This is a genomic window from Ensifer sp. LBL (genome assembly GCF_050435225.1).
Taxonomy (GTDB): Bacteria; Pseudomonadota; Alphaproteobacteria; order Rhizobiales; family Rhizobiaceae; genus Ensifer.
Genome location: NZ_JBNDJY010000005.1, coordinates 14,330 through 36,016 on the forward strand (window position 1 = coordinate 14,330; position 21,687 = coordinate 36,016).

At 62.4% G+C, this 21,687-nt stretch carries 22 protein-coding genes; 5 read left to right on the plus strand and 17 right to left on the minus strand.

All coding sequences use genetic code 11. The features are described 5' to 3' along the window. Window positions 1–197: 197 nt before the first annotated feature. From OKW20_RS20055 to OKW20_RS20065, 3 genes are all read right to left on the minus strand, one after another. The gene (locus OKW20_RS20055; RefSeq protein WP_429174625.1) at window positions 198–1,406 is read right to left on the minus strand and encodes a phosphotransferase family protein; all 1,209 of its coding nucleotides are present in this window, start codon (window positions 1,404–1,406) and stop codon (window positions 198–200) included. 395 nt (window positions 1,407–1,801) lie between these two features. Continuing rightward, window positions 1,802–3,052 carry an MFS transporter gene (locus OKW20_RS20060; protein WP_429174627.1) on the minus strand — a complete coding sequence of 417 codons (1,251 nt, stop codon included), beginning with the start codon at window positions 3,050–3,052 and terminating at the stop codon, window positions 1,802–1,804. 11 nt (window positions 3,053–3,063) lie between these two features. Continuing rightward, entirely contained in the window at window positions 3,064–4,473 is a 1,410-nt protein-coding gene (locus OKW20_RS20065) for an amidase (RefSeq protein ID WP_429174629.1), read from the minus strand. Between the two features lie 173 nt (window positions 4,474–4,646). Between OKW20_RS20065 and gcvA the strand changes: the two genes are divergently transcribed. Continuing rightward, window positions 4,647–5,579, plus strand: a complete 933-nt coding sequence (gene gcvA / locus OKW20_RS20070; protein ID WP_429174631.1) for a transcriptional regulator GcvA — start codon at window positions 4,647–4,649, stop codon at window positions 5,577–5,579. Between the two features lie 70 nt (window positions 5,580–5,649). On the opposite strand, the gene OKW20_RS20075 is transcribed toward gcvA, so the two are convergent. Further along, window positions 5,650–7,110, minus strand: coding sequence for an MFS transporter (locus OKW20_RS20075; RefSeq protein ID WP_429174633.1), 1,461 nt, complete (start codon window positions 7,108–7,110; stop codon window positions 5,650–5,652). Window positions 7,111–7,207: 97 nt separating this feature from the next. On the opposite strand from OKW20_RS20075, the gene OKW20_RS20080 reads away from it, so the two are divergent. Next, entirely contained in the window at window positions 7,208–8,014 is an 807-nt protein-coding gene (locus tag OKW20_RS20080) for a helix-turn-helix transcriptional regulator (protein WP_429174635.1), read from the plus strand. Between the two features lie 10 nt (window positions 8,015–8,024). Here the strand turns inward: OKW20_RS20080 and OKW20_RS20085 are convergent, their stop codons facing one another. Continuing rightward, complete coding sequence (locus tag OKW20_RS20085; protein ID WP_429174637.1) at window positions 8,025–8,423, minus strand: hypothetical protein; 399 nt, start codon at window positions 8,421–8,423, stop codon at window positions 8,025–8,027. Window positions 8,424–9,279: 856 nt separating this feature from the next. Here OKW20_RS20085 and OKW20_RS20090 point away from each other — a divergent pair. Continuing rightward, complete coding sequence (locus OKW20_RS20090; protein ID WP_429174639.1) at window positions 9,280–9,879, plus strand: LysE family translocator; 600 nt, start codon at window positions 9,280–9,282, stop codon at window positions 9,877–9,879. 54 nt (window positions 9,880–9,933) lie between these two features. Here OKW20_RS20090 and OKW20_RS20095 read toward each other — a convergent pair whose 3' ends face one another. From OKW20_RS20095 to OKW20_RS20135, 9 genes are all read right to left on the minus strand, one after another. Further along, window positions 9,934–11,142, minus strand: coding sequence for an MFS transporter (locus OKW20_RS20095; protein WP_429174641.1), 1,209 nt, complete (start codon window positions 11,140–11,142; stop codon window positions 9,934–9,936). 74 nt (window positions 11,143–11,216) lie between these two features. Next, entirely contained in the window at window positions 11,217–12,089 is an 873-nt protein-coding gene (locus OKW20_RS20100; RefSeq protein WP_429174643.1) for a pyridoxamine 5'-phosphate oxidase family protein, read from the minus strand. Next, the gene (locus OKW20_RS20105; protein WP_043623924.1) at window positions 12,089–12,700 is read right to left on the minus strand and encodes a TetR/AcrR family transcriptional regulator; all 612 of its coding nucleotides are present in this window, start codon (window positions 12,698–12,700) and stop codon (window positions 12,089–12,091) included. The genes OKW20_RS20100 and OKW20_RS20105 overlap by 1 nt, the downstream gene beginning before the upstream one ends. A 117-nt stretch (window positions 12,701–12,817) precedes the next feature. Next, a complete protein-coding gene (locus tag OKW20_RS20110; protein WP_043623927.1) occupies window positions 12,818–13,234 on the minus strand; it encodes a VOC family protein in 417 nt (138 codons plus the stop codon). Window positions 13,235–13,408: 174 nt separating this feature from the next. Next, entirely contained in the window at window positions 13,409–14,227 is an 819-nt protein-coding gene (locus tag OKW20_RS20115; RefSeq protein ID WP_429174645.1) for an ABC transporter ATP-binding protein, read from the minus strand. Window positions 14,228–14,250: 23 nt separating this feature from the next. Beyond that, window positions 14,251–15,015, minus strand: coding sequence for an ABC transporter permease (locus OKW20_RS20120; RefSeq protein WP_043623930.1), 765 nt, complete (start codon window positions 15,013–15,015; stop codon window positions 14,251–14,253). A gap of 69 nt (window positions 15,016–15,084) precedes the next feature. Further along, entirely contained in the window at window positions 15,085–15,627 is a 543-nt protein-coding gene (locus OKW20_RS20125) for a VOC family protein (RefSeq protein ID WP_043623933.1), read from the minus strand. 132 nt (window positions 15,628–15,759) lie between these two features. Then, window positions 15,760–16,698 carry an ABC transporter substrate-binding protein gene (locus OKW20_RS20130; RefSeq protein ID WP_197067204.1) on the minus strand — a complete coding sequence of 313 codons (939 nt, stop codon included), beginning with the start codon at window positions 16,696–16,698 and terminating at the stop codon, window positions 15,760–15,762. Window positions 16,699–16,793: 95 nt separating this feature from the next. Further along, window positions 16,794–17,732, minus strand: coding sequence for a fumarylacetoacetate hydrolase family protein (locus OKW20_RS20135; RefSeq protein ID WP_197067205.1), 939 nt, complete (start codon window positions 17,730–17,732; stop codon window positions 16,794–16,796). A 97-nt stretch (window positions 17,733–17,829) separates the two neighbouring features. Here OKW20_RS20135 and OKW20_RS20140 point away from each other — a divergent pair, with 97 nt between their 5' ends. Both OKW20_RS20140 and OKW20_RS20145 read left to right on the plus strand, forming a co-directional pair. Continuing rightward, the gene (locus OKW20_RS20140) at window positions 17,830–18,633 is read left to right on the plus strand and encodes a glutathione S-transferase family protein (RefSeq protein ID WP_429174649.1); all 804 of its coding nucleotides are present in this window, start codon (window positions 17,830–17,832) and stop codon (window positions 18,631–18,633) included. Window positions 18,634–18,649: 16 nt separating this feature from the next. Next, on the plus strand, window positions 18,650–19,258 hold the full coding sequence (locus OKW20_RS20145; protein WP_429174651.1) for a malonic semialdehyde reductase: 609 nt from the start codon (window positions 18,650–18,652) through the stop codon (window positions 19,256–19,258). A 56-nt stretch (window positions 19,259–19,314) separates the two neighbouring features. Here OKW20_RS20145 and OKW20_RS20150 read toward each other — a convergent pair whose 3' ends face one another. From OKW20_RS20150 to OKW20_RS20160, 3 genes are read right to left on the minus strand one after another with little or no spacing between them, the layout of a single operon-like run. Further along, window positions 19,315–19,722 (minus strand): RidA family protein, encoded by a 408-nt coding sequence (locus tag OKW20_RS20150; protein ID WP_429174653.1) that lies wholly within the window; start codon window positions 19,720–19,722, stop codon window positions 19,315–19,317. Next, complete coding sequence (locus tag OKW20_RS20155; RefSeq protein ID WP_429174655.1) at window positions 19,719–20,639, minus strand: dihydrodipicolinate synthase family protein; 921 nt, start codon at window positions 20,637–20,639, stop codon at window positions 19,719–19,721. The genes OKW20_RS20150 and OKW20_RS20155 overlap by 4 nt, the downstream gene beginning before the upstream one ends. A 5-nt stretch (window positions 20,640–20,644) precedes the next feature. Continuing rightward, complete coding sequence (locus OKW20_RS20160) at window positions 20,645–21,601, minus strand: alpha/beta hydrolase (RefSeq protein ID WP_429174658.1); 957 nt, start codon at window positions 21,599–21,601, stop codon at window positions 20,645–20,647. Window positions 21,602–21,687 lie beyond the last annotated feature (86 nt).

Consider the following 21,687-nt stretch of genomic DNA (forward strand, 5'->3'; position numbering starts at 1 on the left):
ATTTCTGGAGGACGCCTTCTTTACACTCAAACGAGGCGGAATACAACTTCAGATTCGTTGTGCGTCGCAACACAATTATATGGTGTTATTCGCTTTCCGGTATTGCTGGCGCCTTGTCGTCGATGAACAAGTCCCTTCGAAATCTCGCACTTCTGCTTCTTTGTGCGCTGCGGAAGCATTTGAAGGCCGAACGACGACTAGGCCGCAAAGGCGCGCACGCCCGCGTGGATTGTCTCCGGGTCGCGGTTTTCGACGCCATACAGGATGTCGAGAAGCGGAAACGTCATTCGATAGAAGCTCATACGCTCCCTCGCCGCCGTGTCGGCCGGAAGGTACTCAAGCACCAGATCGACGAACCCGTCACCAAGTCCTGCCGCGAGACTGGCAAAATCATAGGCTGGGTCACCGGGGCCGCAGCCGGAAAAATCGATGACGCCGGAGAGGCGGACGCGATCGACGAGGATGTTTCCAGTCCCAAAGTCCCCGTGGATCAGGCACTGCGGAAGCGCGTCGCAGGTCGCCAGAAAATCGGAAAAACGCGTCCGCAGACCGGTGACGACATCAGGCGAAAGCAGCGGAAAGGCCACATCTTCGCATTGCGCCAGAAGCCGATGCCACTCAGACGAAGGCGCCTCGGCGGGCCCGGCCTCCAGGCGGTCGATGGGGACCGAATGCAGGGCCTGTAGAAATGCGGCAAGGTCCACGGCCAAGGCCTTCCGTGCGCCGATTGTCAGGCCGGCCAGGTCCGAAAGCGGTTCGCCCGGGATCTTGGCGTGCAGCGAGATGAGTTGGCCGCCGATGCGGCGCACCTCAAGATCAGGCACCGACACGGGAAGAAGAGGCCGAACCGCACGAAGCGTTGAGGCTTCTCGCACGAGGTCGCGCTCGGCGCCGGCATGGCGCGGCAATCGAAGGATCCGACCGCCAAGCTGATAGGCGACAGAGTTCTGCCCTGAGCCGATCAGGACGGCCGGAGGCTCCGACGGCATGCCAAGTTCGGCAACGATCCTTGCCAGGAACATCGCACCGCCACGAGTGGCGTCGACTTCCCCCTGAATGGAGTCGGGCGCGATTGGCTTTTCGGATTGATGCTTCACCGTGTTCGTCCTTTGCAGTTCAATCGTCAGCCCTTGTCCGCGCGTCTGAAGTCTATAGCCCCGCTCCTTCGCGGTGACGGCCCGGATCAGACCGACACCCCGCAACGGCGTCGATGGCCGACGGTCTGGCCGAAACGCTGCACCCCCAGAGGGGATGTCTGCGCCCTTGCTCTGGCATCTCAGCAATCTCAGCTCACATAGCATCGATACCCATTCTTCGCCCGCATTCGACGAGATCAGCCGGTATCGGCAAAGGATGTGCATGAAGCAGATCCCAAAGGAGCTCCCATGCGACACCGTACGCACCATGATCGAGGTGGTCCCTTATCGCGGTGTAGTCTTCTTCCGAAAGGCTCTCCTTGACCTCATCGAGCGAGGAACGAAGCAGCATCGACAGCGTCTGATAATAGTCGTCAAATTGCTCCCCGCTCATCCAGCCAACCTTTGAACCGTTCGATCGGCAAGTCGATGGTCGCACTGCTCAACCGTGAAGACGGCCACTGCTGCGGCCCGCTTCGATTGGCGCCATGCGTGACGACAGGCGAAACGCGCAACGGATGAAACGCCGTTCGTCCTCTCGCCTCCGACCATATCTAATTGGTTGTGTCATTTTCAATTCGCCACAACCAATGCAAGCAATCTTGCGGGCGCGTGGCAGCGATATCCAATACAGAAGGCGGGAACGAAAAAGCTGTAATGCCGGCTCAAGACCCTTCGGCAACTGTCCTTGACTTGAAGCTGATCGTCACGATCGCGACAAGCGCGGCCACCGCGTTGGCGCCTGCACTGATTGCGATAGCCGGGAAGTAGCTGTTGCTGGCGTCGTAGATAAAGCCGGCAAGGCTCGGGCCGATCAGCGTGCCGATTGCAACGCTCGTGTAAAGAAGACCGATGATACCGCCGACATTGCGACGGCCGAAATGATCGGCAACCACGGCCGGCAGCACGGCGACCCAGCCGCCATAGAACAATCCGAACAGCAGGGCGAAGGCAGCGAGGGCCAAAGGCCCGGTCGCAAAGGCCCAAACTGCAAGCGACACGGCGATGCCCGCGTACATGACCGCCACGAAGGTGTCCCGGCCCAAGCGGTCCGCAAGCCCCCCAAGGCAGAAGCGCCCCGCTGTGCTGCCAACGCCGATCGCACTCAGGAGGAGGACGGCGACGGTTGGAGCGATCTGGTGATCGACTGCAAACGGGACGAGATGGACGAAGGGAACGAACACGCCGATTGCACTCAACAGGCATGCCACATACAGGCCGACAAATTGCGGCATCCGGATTGCATCCTTGACCGAAACGCCCTCCGTTGCCACCGACTTCGCGACGCCGGGCTCGGCCAAGGCTCCGTCCGGACGCAGCCCCCGTCGCCCCGGATCGCTTTCGAGCAGCAGCGACGCGCCGATGCCGACGACAGCGGCCGCGCCACCGAGCACCAGATAGGCCTCTCTCCAGCCCAGGGTCGCGATCAACCACGTCGCCAGCGGCGGCATGACAAGCGTGCCGAGCCCGATACCGCTGACCGCGAGCCCCGAAGCCAGGCCACGTCGCGCGACGAACCAGCGCTGCACGGCCCCAAGGGCAGGCACATAGGCGCATCCGACGCCCAGGCCGATGCCGAGCCCGTAGGCTGCATAGACCTCGGCAATGGTGCGCGCCTGGCCCGCCAAGACAAGGCCGAGACCGACAAGCGCCATGCCGACAACGCAGAGCGATCTGGCCCCGAACCGGTCCGCAAGCGGGCCGGAAACCACGCCCAGGCAGAAGTACAAAAAGCCTGCCAAAGAAAAAACGAGCGAAACGGAGCCACGCGATGCCCCCAAATCCTGCTGCAACACCTCGATGAAGGCGCTGAAAGTATAGGCGCTACCGAAGCCTACGAATGTCAGCGTAAACGTCGCGGCGACGACGACCCATCCGTAGAAGATGCCTTGGCGCTGGTGGTGATTGTTCATCATCGTCCTCCCCCTCAGCCTTTTCCTGGGTGCCGCTTGTGCCAAGCCGTGTGCCCCTGGAATGCCGCTCCGGCGCGCACAAGGGTCAATTCCTGGAACTGACCGGCCAAGAGTTGAAGGCCGATCGGCATGCCGTCCTTTGCGATGCCTGCAGGGAACGTCAGTGCCGGATGGCCGCTCATATCGAGAGGGCAGGTGTAGCGTTGCAGCCTGGCGATCAGATCCGGCTGCTCACCAAGTGTCGCGATGGTAGCGAGCGTCAGGGGAGCGAACGGCTGAACGGGGGTCAGGATCAGATCGACGGACGCAAACTGGGCTTCGACGTCGCGACGGAAAATCGCCCGTCGCAGAAGGATCTGCTGATACTCAGCCTCCGAAACGGCCTTGCCCATTTCGATGACGCCGGCAAGGATGGGCCCGTACAAGTCCGTGTTCGCGGCGAAGTCTCGCTCGTGAACGGCTGCCGCCTCCACGGCGCAGTTCGGCACCCAGTCGGCAACGGCCTGGCCCACATCCGGGAACCTGATCTCGACCATGTGCGCGCCAAGAGCAGTAAAAACGTCCGCGGCAGCGGCGAGTGCGGCCTGTGTCTGGGGTTCCACGTCCTCGCTGTTCCACAGGGGATCGAAGCCTATCCGAAGGCCGCCGATCCCGCCTTGTAAAGCCGAAGCAAAATCCGGCACCGCTTGCGCGGCCGCCGTCGGGTCCTTCGGATCACTTCCCGCTATGGCCGCAAGAAGGATGCCCGCATCCATGGCGCTTCGCGCAATCGTGCCGATGTGGTCGAGGGAGGGAGCGAGATCGAAGACGCCGTGCCGGCTGACCCGCCCCCATGTCGGTTTGAGGCCCGTGACACCATTTGCGGCAGCCGGCCAGCGGATCGAGCCACCCGTGTCCGACGCGATCGCACCGAAACAAAGGCCCGCCGCCGTCGCGACAGCTGAACCACTCGAGGAAATCCCGGCCCAATAGTCCGCGTGCCACGGATTGACAGACGGAGTGATTGCCGGATGGTAGTCCGAATAGGCGCCCTCGGTCATCTGCGTCTTGCCGACAATGATTGCGCCTGCTTGCCTCAGGCGTCTGACGACAGTGGCGTCTTCGCCCGGAACAAAATTGCCATGGACGAGCGTCCCGGCCCTGGTTGGCACGCCTTCGATCCAGCACAGGTCTTTGACGGCGATGGGAACGCCGTGCAGCGGGCCGCGACGGCCTCCGGCGGCCATTTCCTCATCCGCCGCCCTCGCCTGTTCCAGCGCGCTTGTTTCCATCACCTGCGCATAGGCGTGGAGATCCGGTTCCAGTCGCGCGATGCGCCGAAGTTGGGCCTCGGTGACCGCAAGCGAGGAAACGCTCCCACTTTTGATTTTGTCTGCGATCTCCGTGAGGGTCAGCAAACTAAATTCGTCCGAAACTATCGTCATGCAATTTTTCCCGACTGCGGCAAGGGCATATACATTAGAAAATCTGTCTTTTCTCAATCGCGCCTCCTGCTCCTCGTGAACCGTGAGACAAGCGGCATATAATGTGATAATGCACGTCGTACTCGGCCGACAAACCAGATTTAATCAGCCCTATAACTTAGAAAAACTAAATCATGAGCCGCCACCTTCCTCCGCTCAACGCCCTGAAGGCTTTCGAAGCTGCCGCCCGCCATCTCTCGGTCAAGATGGCGGCCGACGAGCTTTGCGTCACGCCGGGCGCCGTCAGCCAGATGCTGAAGTCGCTGGAGGCACATCTTGGGGTGAAGCTGTTCGAACGGGTGACACGCGGCATCTATTTGACCGATGCGGGCCGGGACTATCTGCCGGCGGTCCGCAACGCCTTTCGCCAGATTGCCGAAGCCTCGCGACGCGTCATGGCCTCCAACGACAACGGAATGCTAACGGTCAGCGTCACGCCGTTTTTCGCATCGTCCTGGCTCGTGCCGCGCATGAGATCCTTTCAGGAAAGCAACCCCGAAATCGATCTCCAGATCGTCGCAAGCAATGCTCTTGCCGATTTCTCCCGCGGCAGCGTCGATGTCGCGGTGCGTCATGGTGTCGGCCGCTATCCCGGCCTGCGCAGCGACCACGTCTTAGCCGTCGAGATGGTCGCCGTGGCAGCCCCTGATCTCGTCGATCGCCTCGGCGCTCCCCAATGCGCGGCCGATCTCATCCGTTGGCCGCATGTCCATGATGCCGACCGAAGGGGATGGAGCCTGTGGTTCCAGGCAAATGGCGTGGAAGAGTTCCGCTCTCCCCGTGGCGCGTCCTTTGACGATAGCAGCCTTATTCTGAAGGCGATCCTGTCGGGCCATGGCGCAGGCCTGCTGCCCGCTGCAATGATTGCAGCGGAACTCGCCAGCGGCGAATTGGTGCAGCTCCTGGACGAAACTTTGATAGACGAGTTTGCCTATTACCTGGTGTGTCCCGAGCACGCCCAGGACAATCCAAAGATCGCGATCTTCCGGGATTGGATACTCAACGTGGAGAAGACACAGCTGACCGATGCCTCCGGCGAAGTTCGGAACGCGCGACGCATTGGCTGACACCCTGCGGATGCCGACCGCAGCGGGTCAGCATCCCGATCGATGGCGTCCGCGTCCTTAGGACAGAGGTTCAGTTCGCGGGGCGTCCGTGGACCGCCAGCCGCGCCAGCAGGATCGCAACGATTACAGCCGCCGCGACGTTGTAGCCCATGCCGGAGACGAAGGCCAATGCGTAGCGCGCAGCCTGCTCCTGCGAACCCGTCCCAAGCGTCGCACCGAAGAGGATGCCGACCGCGGCCACGCCGAGCGCTGCACCGACCTGCTGAAGCGTCGAAATGATCCCGGAGGCGATACCCGCCTGCCGCTCGTCCACGAAGCCAAGCACGAGGTTGAGCAGCGGCGTCATGATCATCGCCTGCGCCCCACCGATGACGACCAGCGCGGGAACGAGGTGAGCAACCACGAGACCCGCCCCGGCAATCCACACCTGCCCGACCAGCACGCCGAACGAGACTGCGTAGATCAGCGCCCCCATGGCGATGGCAGGCGTTCCGAAACGGACGAGGAGGCGCGGAGCGCATAGGGAAACGATCACAAAAGCGATGGAACATGGCACGAAGACACGACCGGCCTGAAACGGGCTGAGGCCGAAGCCCATCTGCACCAGGAGCGCAAAGCAGAGGAAGAAGGAAGAGGCAGTCGAATAAATCAGGAGGACCAGCAATCCACCCTGCGCAAACCGCGGCTGCTGCAGCAGTTTCATGTCGACGAGGGGCTGGCGTCCGGCTTTGCGGCGATGTTCCTGCTGGCGATAGAAGGCGGCAAGCAGAAAGGCGGCGGCGACAAGCGACAGGAAGCTCCAGGCCTGCCAGCCGCGGGTCGGCGCCTCGACCAGCGGCACCAGCAGGAGCGTCAGCCCGAGACTGACCAGTGCCACGCCGAGCCAGTCCAGCGTAGAGCGTTCGGGCGCCCGCGTTTCGGGAATGAACCGCGCCATCACGATTGCAAAAAGACCGATGGGTACGTTGATCAGGAAGATCGTGCGCCAGCCGAGATCGTAGAGATCGGCTTCGACCAGAAAGCCCCCGAGGATCTGGCCGGCGATGGCGGCAAGACCGAGTGTCATGCCGAGCAGACCGAAGGCGCGGCGACCGTCGTCGCCAGAGAAGTTCAGACGGATCGAGGCATAGACCTGCGGGAACAGCAGCGCAGCCGCCAGCCCCTGCAACACCCGCGCGCCGATCAGGATTTCAATTGACGGAGCCATGCCGCAAAGAAGCGAGGCCGCCGTAAAACCGGCCATGCCGAGGACAAACAACCGGCGTCTCCCGTAGAGGTCGCCGAGCCGCCCGCCGGTGACAAGCAGGACACCAAAGGCAAGCTCGTAACCCGCAACGATGAAGCCGATCTGCGAGAGGCTGGCGCCCAGTTCCGCCTGCATCGAGGGGATCGCGACGTTGACAACGAAGAGGTCGAAGATCGTCACGAACCCGGCCAGCAACAGGATGCAGAGGCCAAGCCAGGGCGGACTGTGGGTCGTTCCGGCGGATGCCGGGGAAAGTCTGTCGGTGGCGCAGGTGTGCGAGCTCATGGGCGTCCTCTTCTTGTTGACGCGCCAGCGATTTCACAGCCATTATTCTTTTACAATTTAACCACTTATGCTGTTACTTTTTGCAATTGGCTGAACGATGCGCGCCCTTGAAAGAACCCGTCCCGAGCTTGCCGAATTCCTCCGTAGCCGTCGTGAGCGGCTCTTGCCCGAAGATGTCGGCCTGCCAAGCGCGAAGCGCCGGCGCACACCGGGGTTGCGGCGGGAAGAGGTCGCGGCTCTCGCAGGCGTCGGGTTGACCTGGTACACATGGCTCGAACAGGGCCGGGAGATCGGGGTGTCCGCCGGCTTCCTCGACAATCTCGCCCGCGTGCTCAAGCTGGATGCCGCCGAACGCCGGCATCTCTTCGTTCTTGCCCACGAGCGTCCGCCGGCGGAGCCCGGCAAGACGTTCTGCATCGCGCCGTCGCTGGTCACACGGCTGGTGGAAGACCTCGCGCCCCACGCCGCCTACATCATCAACCTGCGCTGGGACGTGCTGGCCTTCAACGCGCCGGCCGACCGGCTGTTTGGGTTTGAAAGCCACGAGCCTCACCGCCGCAACCTGCTTTGGGCCTTGTTTACCGATGGCGCGTTGCGGAAGGCCTTCGTGAAGTGGGAGGAACAGGCGCCGGCCATGCTCGCCAGTTTCCGCCGCGACTTTGCCGGCGCGCGAGACGATGCGGATGCCCGCACCCTGGTCGAAGAGCTGGAACGGGTCTCGCCCGAATTCAAGGACTGGTGGCGGCGCCAGGACGTGCACGCCCCCTGCACCGGCACCCGGACGATCATGGTGGACGAAACAGCCGTCGAGTTCGAGCACACCTCGCTCACAATCGACGGCGGGCAGCATCTGCGGCTTGTCGTTTATGCGCGCAGGCAGACGCCGGGCGCTGCGCAGGCCTGATGATTGGCGCCTATTCGGCGTAGAGCGTCAGGGTATAGTTTGCAGTCTCTCCACGACGAGCGGCGTTGCGCATCAGATAAACGTCGATCACATAGTTGCCGCTCGATGGAATCGTGACGCTCGTGCTATTGCCATTGATCGAACTGTTGTACATCGCAGCGTCCGCGCCGGGCGCCGTTACGTTGAAGTACAGACTGGAATTGCTTGGATCGAGTTGTATGCTGAGCTTCTGACCCGCTGTGAGCCCGAGCGCGTATTGGACGCTCTGGTAGCCCTTCACAGTGCCGTCGATGGTTGATCCAGAGGAGCCGGCAGCGAAATGGACGGTCTCACGACGAACTTCGTCGGCAAGGGTGGGCGTCGCCGTTAGGACTGCGAGGGCGAGAATAATGTTGCGTACGATTTTCATGTCTTGGTCTTCCTAAATGATTGCGAAGCTGTTTGGTTTGAAACCGTCAGTCGACGAACTCTCCGGCAGGCGTTATCCCGGGCAGACCTGCAGAGAAACATTTGCTCAGAATCTAGGGCGATGATGATGAATGCAACCCCTGCTGGCGGGCACGACCAATAAGAACGGCGGGCATGCAGGCCCGGCCGCGACTGTGTAATGTCAGGGGCGAGCCATCATCTCTTTGAGGCAGCGCAACTAAAATGGGTTTGCCGTCAGCGGCAGAACCCTTCGCGTGCGACTGGACCGGTTAAAAGGGTTGCGCGTCAGATTTCCTTTGAGCACTCGAAAACTGGCCAGCAACCGGAGCCGCCTACCCCGATCAACCGCTCCACAACCATTTGGCGTATTCTGCGATCAAGCGTCTCCCGTGCCTCCCGGTCGTGACGCCTAGGTTTTATAGGATGCAGCCCTGAGAAACCCACAGCGGCGGCAGCGCGGGTTCCCGTCGCTTCGGCACACGGAGCCGAAGTGAAACGGACGAACATACCGCAGCGCTCAGCCAACGACGCAACGGCATCGAATGGCCCACTGAAGAGATCGCCCGTTCGGTGAGGCCGCGCCCGGTGCACGACATTTCCCAGCGAGCGTTGCGCCAAAGGCACCGCCGTCGCCGCCGGCCAATTGCTGCCTTGCAAGGTTTGTGGCTATACTCAAGCGATGGTCACGCTATTCGATCAATTCACGCATGACGCGAGCTGGTGGCTGCCGATTTAAGGCGGCTCCAACTGCTATGTGCAACATGGGCCGCCGCAATGGGCGGCCTTTTCGTTTCTCCGGCTCAATTGCGGCGTCCGCTTCCCAATCGGAGAAATACATGGACGACGCAATTATTCCGGCACTTCTCAGCTTTGTCTTTGCCGCGACAATCACGCCCGGCCCGAACAACATCATGGTCATGGCGTCCGGTGCGAATTACGGCTTCCGCCGCTCGATCCCGCATCTGATCGGAATTTCCGCTGGCGTTCTGCCGATCATATTGCTGGCCGGCGTCGGGCTCATGGCCATTTTCGAGGTCGTTCCCCAACTCGAAACGGTGTTGCGTATTGCCTCGACGGCTTACCTTTTGTGGCTTTCCTGGAAGATCGCAAACGCGTCACCACCCGGCGTCGGCGACGCTGTCGGCAAGCCACTTTCGTTTTTCCAGGCCGCAGCGTTTCAATGGGTCAATCCGAAAGTCTGGGCAACAGGCCTGTCTGCGACCAGCCTGTTCGCACCGGAACGGGTCCTGGTTTCCGTCGTTGTCGTGGCGTCAGCCTTCGCGATTATCGGGTTTGCCGCCAACATCGTTTGGGCCTGGATGGGAACCGTCCTGCAGCATTGGCTGTTGGTCGGCCGGAGGCTTCGTCTATTCAACATCGCCATGGCGGTGCTGTTGATTGCCTCGCTCTATCCCGCCTTGCGGCACGGCGGATAGTTTGGGGAGCGCAAGCCGGGCGCGGTGGCCGAACGCACCCGGCGGGCTGCCTGTCTATCGGTCGTTGTCAGGGTTCGATTTCATCGACACCGATAACAGCAATGCCGCTGCTGCAAGCGCCGCCGCAATGAAGCCGAGATTGCCGGCCCCTGCCCACTCTAGTCCAAGGCCCCCGATCGAGCCGGACAGCGCAATGGCAAGGTAGAGAATGGCCTGATTGAGCGAGACCAGGACGCCGGCGGCCTCTGGTTTCAGCGAGATCAGCCGGTGTTGCTGCGGCGTCGTGATCGCAAAGGCGGCGATCCCGTAGAATGCGATGATTGCGAAAGCCGATGCCAGCGTGTCGGTGGTCAGTGGCAGGATCAGCATGCTGATGATGAGCCAAAGCAGGGCGATTGCCACAACCTTCTGGCCGCCAACCCTGTCGGCGAGCATGCCTGCACCCAGGTTGCCGATCGTGCCGATCACGCCGAGCGTCGTCATCAGGCCGGCCAGATACACGCTGTTTCCTTGCGTGGCGGCCGCAAAGATGATGCCCATATAGGTGTAGGGTAGATAGACGGCGGTGAAGGCGAGAAGCGTTACGCCGAGCACCGCCAGAATTTGCGGGTTACGCAGCAGCCGCAACTGCTGCAGCAAGCCCGTCGTCGCTGCGATTCTGATCGACTTCGGAACGAAGGCGGCGATACCGACGACGCCGAGGGCTGCGAGCCCCGTTGCAAGCCACATGGTGGATCGCCAGCCGAACGCGCCGCCGAAAGCCGTGCCGAGCGGCGCGCCAAGCGCCGTGGCCGCCGTAAAGCCGCTGACGACCAGGGCGATTGCCCTGCCCCGTTGCGCCGGCAGGACCATGGCGGCGGCGGTGACAGTGGCGGTCGGCACGAACAGCCCGACGCCAAGCGCCGCCACGACCTGACCGGTCAGAACCTGCGCATAGCTCGGCGCAAGCGCGGTCCAGACACTACCGAGGAGATAAACAAGGGCTGCGACGAGGAGGACGGTTCGGCGTTCCCAGCCGCCAGTCGCAGCCACGAGAACAGGGCCCGCGATCGCGCACGTCAAAGCGAAAATCGTGATGACCTGCCCTGCAACGGAGGGGGCGATGTCGAGCGAACTGCTGAGAAGCGGCAACAGGCCCGCCAGAACGAACTCACCCGTCCCGACGACGAAGACGCCGAAGGCGAGCATCGACACCGAAAGCCATGGATTGGTCGCCTGCGGCCGATCGGCCTCATGCGGGGTTTCGAGCGTGGCATTGACCATGACAAGACCTTTCCGGCACGGCCATGGAACGGCCGGTGCCAAGATGTGGGCGACAAAACCGGGATCGGAACGAACTACGGGCGTAACAGTGTGGCGCGGCTCATCAGGAGGTCGGGCTTGAAGCGAACCAGCCCGTTCATCGGCAGGCCCTCGTGCGAGCGCCTCAGGCGCCCGTCGAAGCCGTCGAGCGCGGCCTGACCGGTCATGACCAGCATCTCGCCCGTGCCAAGATCCGGAAACAGCAGACAACAGGCAGGATCGACGAGCAGGTTGCCGAGGGTGTTGAAGTAGTAGTTTCCGCGGTATTCCGGCCAGATCAGACTGTCGCCGTCCCACTGCACGAATCCGGCCGGGCCGCCGCGATGGGAGACATCCATATCGCCGCCGGCATCGGAGGCGGCGCGGGTCGCAACGAAAAACGTATCGGCACCAGCGACGACGCGGCGAGCCAAGCTCGTATCGGCCGAGATCAGAACCGGCTCTCGGCTCGCGCCGGCCGCCTCTTCGACGTCCCTCGGGCGAATGTACTGCGGACAGTTTCCAAAGGCCTGCCGCACATCGACGGCAAAATCGCTTTGCCCCACCCGCCCTATGCGGCCATTGACGCGGATGCGCCGCCGGGTCGACAGATCGATCGCAAGGAGAGCGATCGGAGCTCCCTCGACAATGCCGCGCGCCACCGGATCTCCGGCGTCAGGGCGCGCTGCGACACGCACATGCATGGCGTCTGGCGCACTCAGAAAGCCGGGGCGACCGAAGACCATGGTGGCCCAGATGCGCCCCTCCCGGTCAGGCACGGCCAGGACGACGTAGTGCAGTTCCGCAAGGAAGCCTGCAAAGCCAGGTGGCAGGCTCGTCTGTATCGCGCGCGATCCGGCCAGTTGCTCCCGGACGGCAAAGAGGCGCTGGAGATGCTGCTCTCCGGAATGAAAGGGATCGCCGTCCATCACAAGCCCCGCGCCGCGGCAAGCCGCCCCCGGGACGCACGGCGCGCGAGTTCGAACTGGTCAGGTTCCCCCATCAGGGCTGCCACATTGGCCGATGCCTGGTAAGACGTCAGTTCAAAGGCCAGCAGGCCGACATCGATACCGCCATGAAGCTCGCCTGCGGTGACCGCCTCGTTTGCGAGATCGACGATACGCTGCCTCGCCTCGGCCCGATGATGTTCGACACGGTCGCGGATCTCGCCCGGCCGGGTGCGATATTCGCTGCTGAGCGCATGTACCAGGCAACCGCCAGGCAGCGTTCTGTGTTCAACGAACGTGAACCATCCCTCAATGAGAGCGATCAGGCGTTCGGCCGCTGTCGGCAGCGCCATCGCGGGGCCAACCACCGTTTCGGCATAAAGCGCCACGCCGTTTTCGATCGTCGCCAGTTGCAGGGCTTCCCGGTCGCCGAACAGGACCTGAACGTTGCCTCGCGCCACGCCGGCGTCTGCCGCGACCCGCCCGAACGTCAGCCCCTCCAGCCCCTCCACCGACGCGATCTGCGTCGCGTAATGAAGAATATTCGCCCGGGCGCGATCGCCGCGCTCCTTCCGCTTGTCGTTCGCCTTCATGCTGGCCCTCCTGGTCGCTCATCCGCTACCCCGTAATAAATATACATACGTATGTATATTGTCAATCGGAGCTGCGGGAAGAGAACAACCCGGCGCGAAACGGCGGCAACGACGCGGTCACCCAGTCCTTGCGGCGCCAGATGCCGGTCGCCAGGCCGCGTTCTGCAAAACCGTTCGGTAGCCGTCAGGGTCCTCAAAGGTTTTGCCGCTGCGGTCCCAAAAGGGATTGAACGACGGAACCGGCAAAAAGCCTGCTTCGCGCATTCGCTCGACGGCAGCCATCCATTCATCGGTGTCAGGGATGTAGAAGATGGTCAGGTTGTCCTGGCTTGGAGCTCGACCGACCGGATGCCCGTGTTTCTTCGTAAACTCAAAATGATACGGGTCTCCGTGACGACCGAGCATGATGCCGTCAAATCCGTCGTGATCCTTGAAGTGCGACAGAAGCTCCAATCCGAGCCCGTCGCGATAGAACCGCAACAGCGCATCCAGATCGTCGCTTGGCCTGGCGATACGAACGGTTTGTATATTCACGCGCTGCCTTTCCTGGTGGAGCCTTCACCGCGCTGCTCTTACCAGGGTTTCGCAACAGGTCCAATCTCCACCACCATGGGCACTGGCCGGCCGAACCTCAAAAAGCGCCGACCTTGCAGAAGACGCTTGAGCCCGCGCGTTGAACCGTAAGTCCAAAGCGCGGGCCGGCTTGCCTCAGTTGGTGACGCCCATGACCTTGCCGAGATAGGCGACATACTCGCCGAACTTCGGCAGGGCGCGGGTCGCGGCCGCGTCGCGCGGGCGCGGCAGGTCGATCGTCACTTCTTCGACGATCTTGCCGGGGCGGTCCGCCATGACGAGAACGCGGTCCGACAGGAAGACGGCCTCGGCGATGCTGTGGGTGATCAGCATGACCGTCTTGCGGTGCTCCTGCCAGATCCTCAACAGCTCGACGTTGAGCTTGTCGCGCGTCAGCGCGTCGAGCGCGCCGAAAGGTTCGTCCATCAACAGGATCGGCGGATCGAGCACCAGGGCCTGGCCGATCGAAGCGCGCTGGCGCATGCCGCCCGACAGCTGGTGCGGATGCGCATCGGCAAACTTCGTCAGCGACAGCACGTCGAGGATCTTGTCGACCGCCGCATTGCGTGCGTCTGCCGGCATGTTGCGGATGCGCGCGCCGAGCTCGACATTGCCGCGCACGGTCAGCCAGGGCAGCATGTTGTTGGTCTGGAACACCACGCCGATATCCGGTCGTGGCGAGCGGATCTTTTCGCCCTTGATCGTCGCCGTGCCCGTTTCATACGGGATGAGGCCGGCGACGATGCGCAACAGCGTGCTCTTGCCGCAGCCGCTTGGGCCGAGAACCGAAACAAACTCCTGAGGCCTGATGCCGAAGTTGATGTCTTCGAGCGCCTTGAACTGACCGAAGGTCTTGTTCAGCCCATGCGCCTCGATGTGGTTGGCGGCCGTATCCGCCGCAGGGCCGGTGCCCTCTTGCTTTTGTGACACCCCGGCGGTGGCTACCGACGCCATTTTTTCCTCCCGAACTGAAATATTCATACCTGGATACCCCGCCACCAGACCGCCTTGGCCGCGAATTCGATCAGGGCATAAAGGGCGAGCGAAATCAGGGTGATGACGATGATGCAGCCGAAGACGAGATCGGTGCGCGAAGATGCGGTCGCCATCATGATGAGATTGCCAAGACCGCGCTCGGAGCCGACGAGCTCGCCGATGATCGCGCCGATCATCGCGAGCGGCATGGCAACGCGACAGCCGTCGATGAAGCTCGGCAAGGCGCTCGGCAGGCGGAGCGTGGTGAAAGTGCGCCACGGACCGGCGTTGAGCGCGCGGAAATGTTCCTCGAGGTTCTTGGCCGTCCCGGCAAAACCGCCGAGCGTCGCAACGACGATCGGAAAGAAGGCGAACAGGAACGCCATTGCGACCTTGGAGATGAAGCCGTAGCCGAACCAGACGATCATCAGCGGCGCGAGCGCGCTTTTCGGCGTGGTCTGCAGCGCCGTGACGAGCGGGTAGATGGTGCGCTGGGCAAAGGGCGAGACATAGACGGCCATGCCGAGCATGACGCCAATGACGACCGCCGCTCCGAAACCGATCAACACTTCGGCAAGCGTATACATCGAGTGCTCGAACACTTCGCCGCGTGCTTCCCACACGGCAACGACGATCGAGGACAAAGGCGGCAGGATGTAGCTTTTGACTTCGAAATATCGGACGCCGTACTCCCAGAAAAGCAGGAACGCACCGAAAAAGAGAACGACTTGGCTATAGGCGACAAGCCGCGAATTAGAGCCTGGCATGGAGGCCTCCGACGACAGAATTGGCAGGCATATGGTGAGAGGCGCCGGGCTGACCCGGCGCCTTGGAGGTCACTGTCCTTGCTTGTCCTTGACTACCTGATGCGGCGGCGGCACGACGAAGCGCTTGAACCGCCACTGGTCGAAAGCATCGATGTTGCGCTCCCACACCCTTGCGGTATGCGGGCTGTCTTCCGTGACCTGGATCATGTCGCAGTAGATTTCGCAGTTGTTGCCGTCGGGATCCTTGAACACGAGGAAGCAGTTGGCGCCTGGACCGTGCTTGCCGATGCCGCGGACGATTTCGACGCCCCGCTCCTGGAGCATTTCGGCCGCGGCTTCCATGTCCTCCAGGCTATCGACCAGGTAGGAGAAATGCTCCAGGCCGGGCCGCGTGTAGCGTGGCAGGTCGTTGAAATCGGGCGAGTCCGCCGGGATCTGCGACAGGGCAAGATCGTGGTGGTCGGCGCCCGCGCGCAGGAAGACCATCTTGTCCTCGATCCAGTCGGACACTTCGAGGCCCACGATATTGGTGTAGAACTCGACGGACTTGTGGATGTCGCGGACCATCAGGACCATATGGCCCAGCTTCCTCACATTTATCTTCTTCTTCATGTTCCTCTTCCCTGAACCGAACGGACTTTCTGGAGCGCCACACGTTCATAGGAACGCACCAAGGACGCTCTAGCACTTTGATTCTAGAGCATCTTTCCGCCCGCAAGCGATGTCACTTGCGGGCAGAATGCTCTAACGACTGATGTTGCGATAAAGGTCGGTCGTCTTAATGCTGTCGTCGACGACGAAGGCTTCACGCACGAAGTTCATCGTCTTTTCCATGCGGTCGGCCCGCACGAAGCCGAGGTCCTTGTTTTCCGCCTGCGGATCGCGAACGAGCGCATTGATCTGGCGGATCTGCTCCAGCACCACGCTCTTCTTCAAGGTCGGATACTGCTTGACGATCAGGTCGGCGGCCTCTTCCGGATGCGCGGCCATGTAGTCGTAACCGCGATAGGAAGCGTCGAGAAACTTGTCGACCACCTCGGGCTTTTCCGAAAGCAGCGCCTCGGTCGTGACGAAGCCGCTGCCATACATGTCGAGGCCGAAATCGCGGTACTTGATCATGCCGATCTTCTTGCCGGTCTCGCCTGCATTCTCGTTGAGGATGGCAAGGCTAGCGCCTTCCCAGCACTCGGCGAGATCGACCTGCCCTTCAAGGAAGGACGAGGTGATGACGGCCGGGTTCATGCGCAAGAGCTTCAGATGGTCCTTCGGCAGGCCGTTCTGTTCCAGCCAGGCCGGAACGATGTTCTGCACCGGAGACGTGGCACCGCCGCCGACCGACTTGCCGCTGAAGTCGGCAAGCGTCATTTCCTTGCCGCCATCCTTTTGCAGGTAGCAGAGAGCGCCCGGCCAGACCGTGTTGATCGAGCCGACGAAAACAGCCTTGCCGCCGTTGACGCGGTTCAGGATAACGCTGACCGGATCACCGTAGCCGATGTCGAACAGGCCCTGGTCGATCTCGTTGACGGTGCGCTGACCGCCATACCCCTGATAGACCGAAACATCGAGCCCGGCCTCGTCGTAGAAGCCCTTGGCCTTGGCCACCAGCACGCCGCCGACGCTACCCTGTGGCAGCCACGACATGTTGAACGAGATTTTGTCGGCTGCCGAAGCGGCCGTCACCATTGATGCGAACGCTCCAGCCAAAGCAGCCAGACGCAGTGAATTCCCAAACTTACGAGCCATACTGTCCTCCTCAGTTCAGCCATTGTTGGCCTTGGTTATTCGATCCGAGCTCCTCTGATCGGATTGGTGATCGTGCCGACCTTCTCCACGGCGGCCGTCACGATATCGCCGGCATTCAGGAACTCCCCGGTCCCCATGCCCACCCCGTCGGGCGTTCCTGTTGCGACCAGATCGCCCGGCCGCAGCGTCAGAATAGACGACAGGTAGGAGATCTGCTCCGCGACGGAGAAAATCATCGATCCGGTGCTGTCGTCCTGCTTGCGCGTGCCGTTGACGTCGAGCGTCAGGCGAAGATCCTGCGGGTCGCCGACGCAATCGGACGGCACCAGCCAGGGCCCGAGCGGCGCGAACGTGTCGAAGCTCTTGCCGCGAAACCAATCGTGCTTGAACGGGAAGTCGGTGCGCCGGGTCAGGTCGCGCGAGGTGATGTCGTTGATGACCGTGTAGGCGGCAACGTGGTCGAGAGCGCGCTCGACCGGAATGTCACGGCCGCCGATGCCGATCACGGCAGCAAGTTCGACCTCCCAGTCGACCTTTTCTGCGCGCGCCGGCAGGATGATCGCTTCGTCCGGGCCAATGACGCTTGAATCCGCTTTCATGAAGACGAAGGGCTGACTCTCGGACTTGGCGGCCAGCACCGTACCCATCTCCTGCGCATGCTCGACATAGTTCGAAGCGGTAGCAAAGATCCTGACGGGACGATAGGGCGCGCAGAGCTTTGTGCCCGTGCCCAGCGGTTCGAATTTGCGGCCACTGTCGACAAGACGTTCGGCCAGACCGGCCAGCGCCGGCTCGACGTCGGTCCAGGCGCTGAGCATGCCTTCGATCCCGCCTGCGAGCCACTTGCTCCAGGCTTCACCCGGCTGCTGCAGAACCCGAGAAACCAGATCGAGATCATAGACGCCCTGCTCGGTCACGATGACCGGCCGAACTTCCTCCCTGATGAGCCTTTGCCCCAGCGCATGCCAAACCACCAGACATCTCCTTCCCTCGTTGTCGGTATCCAGTTGCATACAATTTCGTGTTTATGTATTCTTGTCAAGCAACAAGTGCACACGAAATGAGGGCGAAATGCGGAAGCGACAGCTCGAACTGTTTCACGAATGGGGATCGATCCAGTCTTTCAAAGTGCGCCTATGCCTCGCGGAACTCGGCCTTTCCTGGGTCTCGCGACGGATCGACCTCTCGCGTTTCGAGAATCTTGATGCCGGCTATCTCGCGATCCATCCGCAAGGCCTCGTACCGGCGCTGCGGATCGACGGCGAAATCGTCACGGAGTCGTCGCAGATCAATGAACGCCTCGATGCGTTCGCCGCAGGCGCACTGCTGCCGGACGATGCCGCGGTCCGCCGGCGCGTGCGCGACTGGACAAATTTCGAGGACACGGTCGTTCACCCGGCGGTGAGGCCGCCGACATTCAATCTCATCCTGAAGCCACGGCTTCGACAGTTTTCATCAGGCGAGGTCGCGGCTGCGATGGACAGGCACCCGGTTGCCGCCCGCGCCGAGGCCTACCGGCAGGCCGTCGCGGCACCGATCGATGGCGCAGCCGTCGTCGCTTCGATCGCCGTCTTCCGGTCCGTGCTCGCGCGCATGGAAAATCATCTGTCGCACGCGCCTTGGCTTGCCGGCGATCACTTCACACTTGCCGATGTGGCGATGGCCGCCTTTGTCGACAGGCTCGACCGGCTCGCCATGGAGGCGCTCATCGCTCCGTTTCCGCGCGTTGCCGACTGGGCGGACCGGGTTCGGCAGCGGCCGAGTTTCACCGCAGCCAAGGGTCCACAGGCCGAACGCCCAGACCCGCTCGTCAACCGCGATCTCGTCGACAGCCTCATGGCCGCCGCCGACGCCCATCCACAAAACCACCCCTGACCTTCAAGGAGATCCCATGGACCACCAAAGCATGCAGCACGCCCAGACTGACGCAACCTTGCTCGCAAGACTGTTCACCGAAGCGCGCAGCCAGAACGGCTGGCTCGACCAGCCGGTACCACCCGAACTGCTGCAGCACGTTCACGAGCTTGCCCGCATGGGCCCGACCAGCATGAATTGCTCGCCATTGCGGATCCTCTATCTCACCAGCCAGGAGGCAAAGGAGCGGCTGCGGCCGGCGCTTGCCGCCGGCAATGTCGACAAGATGATGACCTGCCCGGTCGTTGCGATCTTTGCGACCGACTTCGAATTCGCCGAGCACCTGCCCTTCCTGTTCCCGCACACGGACGGCAAGGGTTTCTTCGAGCGCAACACGCATCTCGTCGCCGACACGGCCTTTCGCAACGCCACGCTTCAGGCCGCCTACTACATGCTGGCGGCCCGTGCCGTCGGCCTCGACTGCGGCCCGATATCGGGCTTCAACGCCGCCGCGGTCGATGGCATCTTCTTTGCGGGGACGCAGACGAAGTCAAACTTCATCTGCGGCATCGGGCATGGCGATCCGTCAAAGCTCTTTCCCCGGCATCCCCGCTTCGCCTTCGACGACGTCTGCACGGTCCTTTAAAAAGGAAAACCCCCGGCGCCGCCGCGCCGGGGGTCAGGAATTTCAACTGTTATCGTTTACTCGGCCGCGGACGCGACGACCTTCAACTCCACCACCATGTCGGGATGCGGAAGCGCGCGGACGCCAACGGTCGTTCGCGCCGGACCGCCGGCGGCAAACCACCGGTTATACTCTTCGTTCATGGCGCCGTAGTCGGCCATATCGGTCAGGAATATCGTGACGTCCACCAGGTGATCGAGGCGAGCGCCGTTTCGTTCCAGCGTGTCCGAGGCCTTCTGCAGGATGGTCCGCAACTGCACCGCGACATCATGGACGCGCTTGCCGTCGGCGGCCACCTGCGTGCCGGCAATCGTGCCATCCGCCTGCCGGGCGCTGATCCCCGACAGGAAAAGAAGACCGCCTGCCCGCCGCAATTCGGCATAGTTCGCAAGCGGCTTGACGGCAGCCGTACCCGGCGCGCTCACGCGTCTTCCCTGACGACGGTCCATGGCCTAAAACCGATTTCCGTACAGGCGGCGATGAACTTCTGCTCGGTCTGCTGGTCGAGTTCCATCAAGGGCGGCCGCACCGTGCGCCAAGTGGCGTCACCCGTGTGGCGCGCCATCATGATCTTCATCGCCTGGATCATCGGAAACTGCTGGAACAGCGCGCGCACCGGCCCGACGGGCGCAAAGGCGACGGCCGCGCCATGTTTCGCGCTGGCCGCAGCCGCCTCGACCATCGCCTTGGCGTTGACGTTCGCGGTGGCGGAAATGCAGCCGGCCGCGCCCCGTTCGATGGTTTCGCCGAGCAGGATTTCGGAAGCCGGGAAAACCTTGAAGCCGTTGCCGACCTCGAGATAGCGGTTGAGGGTGTCGCGATCGCCAGAACTGTCCTTCACGCCCGAGATATTGGCGGGATAGCGCCGGCGCAGCGTCTCGATCAGCTCGATGGTGATCGGCACGCCGGTGAACTGCGGAATATGATAGAGCACGATGGACAGGCGATCCGAGCCGATGGCCTCGATCAGATGCCCGTAGTGGCGGGCAAGCCCTTCGGTCGAAACCGGCTTGTAGAAGAACGGCGGCAGCACGAGCACCGACGGTGCGCCGGCGTCGACGGCTGCGCGCGCCAGCTCGACCGTTTCCTCCAGACTGCAGGCTCCCACGCCCGGCATCAGGGTCCGCGCGGGGATCCCCGCCTGCACCACATCGTCGAGCAACTGCCGCTTCTTGCGCAGCGACAGCGACGCTGCCTCGCTGTTGGTGCCGAAGATGGCAAGGCCCGCACCCTGGTCGACGATCCAGCGGCAATGCTCGATGAACCGCGGTGTATTGCAGCTCAGATCCGACTTGAACGGTGTCAGCACCGGCGCATAGACGGAAGGCAGTTCTGGCTTCATGGTGTTCACTTTCCCTTTTGACAGGACAATCCGCAGGGGAAGAAGCCGCATTCTTCCCGGGCGAAATGGATGATCTCGCGTCCGAGCTCGTCCTCGCCGGTATCGAAATGGGCGACGATGGAGGTGTGGTTGTGCCGGCTCAACTGAAGGAAGCGCGGCGCCTTGCCCCGGCGCATCGCGTGGCGCTGGGCGTATTCCGCGCCATAGGCATCGATGTAACGGTTCTCATGTTCGGCAACGGCAATGAATACCGGCAGATCGCGTGATCCGGCAAAGGCCACCGGCGACCTCTCGTCGTAGGTGCCGGCATCCTCACCGAAGTACTGACGCACATTGGCGGCGTTCGGATTGTCCGCCAGGCAATCGGCCCTCAGCCGAGCGCTGATCAGCACCGCCCCCTTGATCGCCGGATGCGGCAGCCGTCCGACGGCCGGATCCAGCAGATAGCTTGCGACATGAGAGCCGCCGGCAGAGTGGCCGATAAGAAGAATGGATTGCGGGTCGCCGCCATAGGCGCCGATCGAGCCGGCGATCCAATCCATCGCTGCGGCGACATCGCGCGCGCCCTCTGGATACTGCGCACCGGGTGCGAGCCGATATTCGATGTTGACGCCGACGAACCCCTGGCGGGCAAACCAGCGCAGGACATTGTCGTAGATCAGCCCGTCGCCACTTTTAGAGCCGCGCGTGAAAGCGCCGCCATGGACGAAGGCGACGACAGGGCGCGCACGGCCACCGGCGCAGACATGGGCGCTTTCGAAGACGTCGAGCCGATGGGCGCTGTCTTGCCCATAGGCAATGTCGCGATGCTCCACCAGCGGCTGGCGCGCGACGCTCGCTTCGGCATGCGGCCGGTAAACCTCGAGAACGACCTTACGGCTCGCCGCTAGGTCGTCGTTCCAAACCGTCCCAACCTGCCGCAACCGGTCCTTCTCCGCCGGTGACAACCCTTCAAATCGCATCGACTTCCTCCAAGTCACGCTGACGGCGCGGCATCCGCGCGTCGTCATCAGCGTGCATTTCGATAACACTCAAAATCACACTTGAC

Coding starts and splice junctions, on each gene's coding strand:
- OKW20_RS20055 (WP_429174625.1), bottom strand. CDS start 1,406: ATGGTGCGTACGGTGTCGCATGGGAGCTCCTTTGGGATCTGCTTCATG.
- OKW20_RS20060 (WP_429174627.1), bottom strand. CDS start 3,052: ATGATGAACAATCACCACCAGCGCCAAGGCATCTTCTACGGATGGGTC.
- OKW20_RS20065 (WP_429174629.1), bottom strand. CDS start 4,473: ATGACGATAGTTTCGGACGAATTTAGTTTGCTGACCCTCACGGAGATC.
- gcvA (WP_429174631.1), top strand. CDS start 4,647: ATGAGCCGCCACCTTCCTCCGCTCAACGCCCTGAAGGCTTTCGAAGCT.
- OKW20_RS20075 (WP_429174633.1), bottom strand. CDS start 7,110: ATGAGCTCGCACACCTGCGCCACCGACAGACTTTCCCCGGCATCCGCC.
- OKW20_RS20080 (WP_429174635.1), top strand. CDS start 7,208: ATGCGCGCCCTTGAAAGAACCCGTCCCGAGCTTGCCGAATTCCTCCGT.
- OKW20_RS20085 (WP_429174637.1), bottom strand. CDS start 8,423: ATGAAAATCGTACGCAACATTATTCTCGCCCTCGCAGTCCTAACGGCG.
- OKW20_RS20090 (WP_429174639.1), top strand. CDS start 9,280: ATGGACGACGCAATTATTCCGGCACTTCTCAGCTTTGTCTTTGCCGCG.
- OKW20_RS20095 (WP_429174641.1), bottom strand. CDS start 11,142: ATGGTCAATGCCACGCTCGAAACCCCGCATGAGGCCGATCGGCCGCAG.
- OKW20_RS20100 (WP_429174643.1), bottom strand. CDS start 12,089: ATGGACGGCGATCCCTTTCATTCCGGAGAGCAGCATCTCCAGCGCCTC.
- OKW20_RS20105 (WP_043623924.1), bottom strand. CDS start 12,700: ATGAAGGCGAACGACAAGCGGAAGGAGCGCGGCGATCGCGCCCGGGCG.
- OKW20_RS20115 (WP_429174645.1), bottom strand. CDS start 14,227: ATGGCGTCGGTAGCCACCGCCGGGGTGTCACAAAAGCAAGAGGGCACC.
- OKW20_RS20120 (WP_043623930.1), bottom strand. CDS start 15,015: ATGCCAGGCTCTAATTCGCGGCTTGTCGCCTATAGCCAAGTCGTTCTC.
- OKW20_RS20125 (WP_043623933.1), bottom strand. CDS start 15,627: ATGAAGAAGAAGATAAATGTGAGGAAGCTGGGCCATATGGTCCTGATG.
- OKW20_RS20130 (WP_197067204.1), bottom strand. CDS start 16,698: ATGGTGACGGCCGCTTCGGCAGCCGACAAAATCTCGTTCAACATGTCG.
- OKW20_RS20140 (WP_429174649.1), top strand. CDS start 17,830: ATGCGGAAGCGACAGCTCGAACTGTTTCACGAATGGGGATCGATCCAG.
- OKW20_RS20145 (WP_429174651.1), top strand. CDS start 18,650: ATGGACCACCAAAGCATGCAGCACGCCCAGACTGACGCAACCTTGCTC.
- OKW20_RS20155 (WP_429174655.1), bottom strand. CDS start 20,639: ATGAAGCCAGAACTGCCTTCCGTCTATGCGCCGGTGCTGACACCGTTC.
- OKW20_RS20160 (WP_429174658.1), bottom strand. CDS start 21,601: ATGCGATTTGAAGGGTTGTCACCGGCGGAGAAGGACCGGTTGCGGCAG.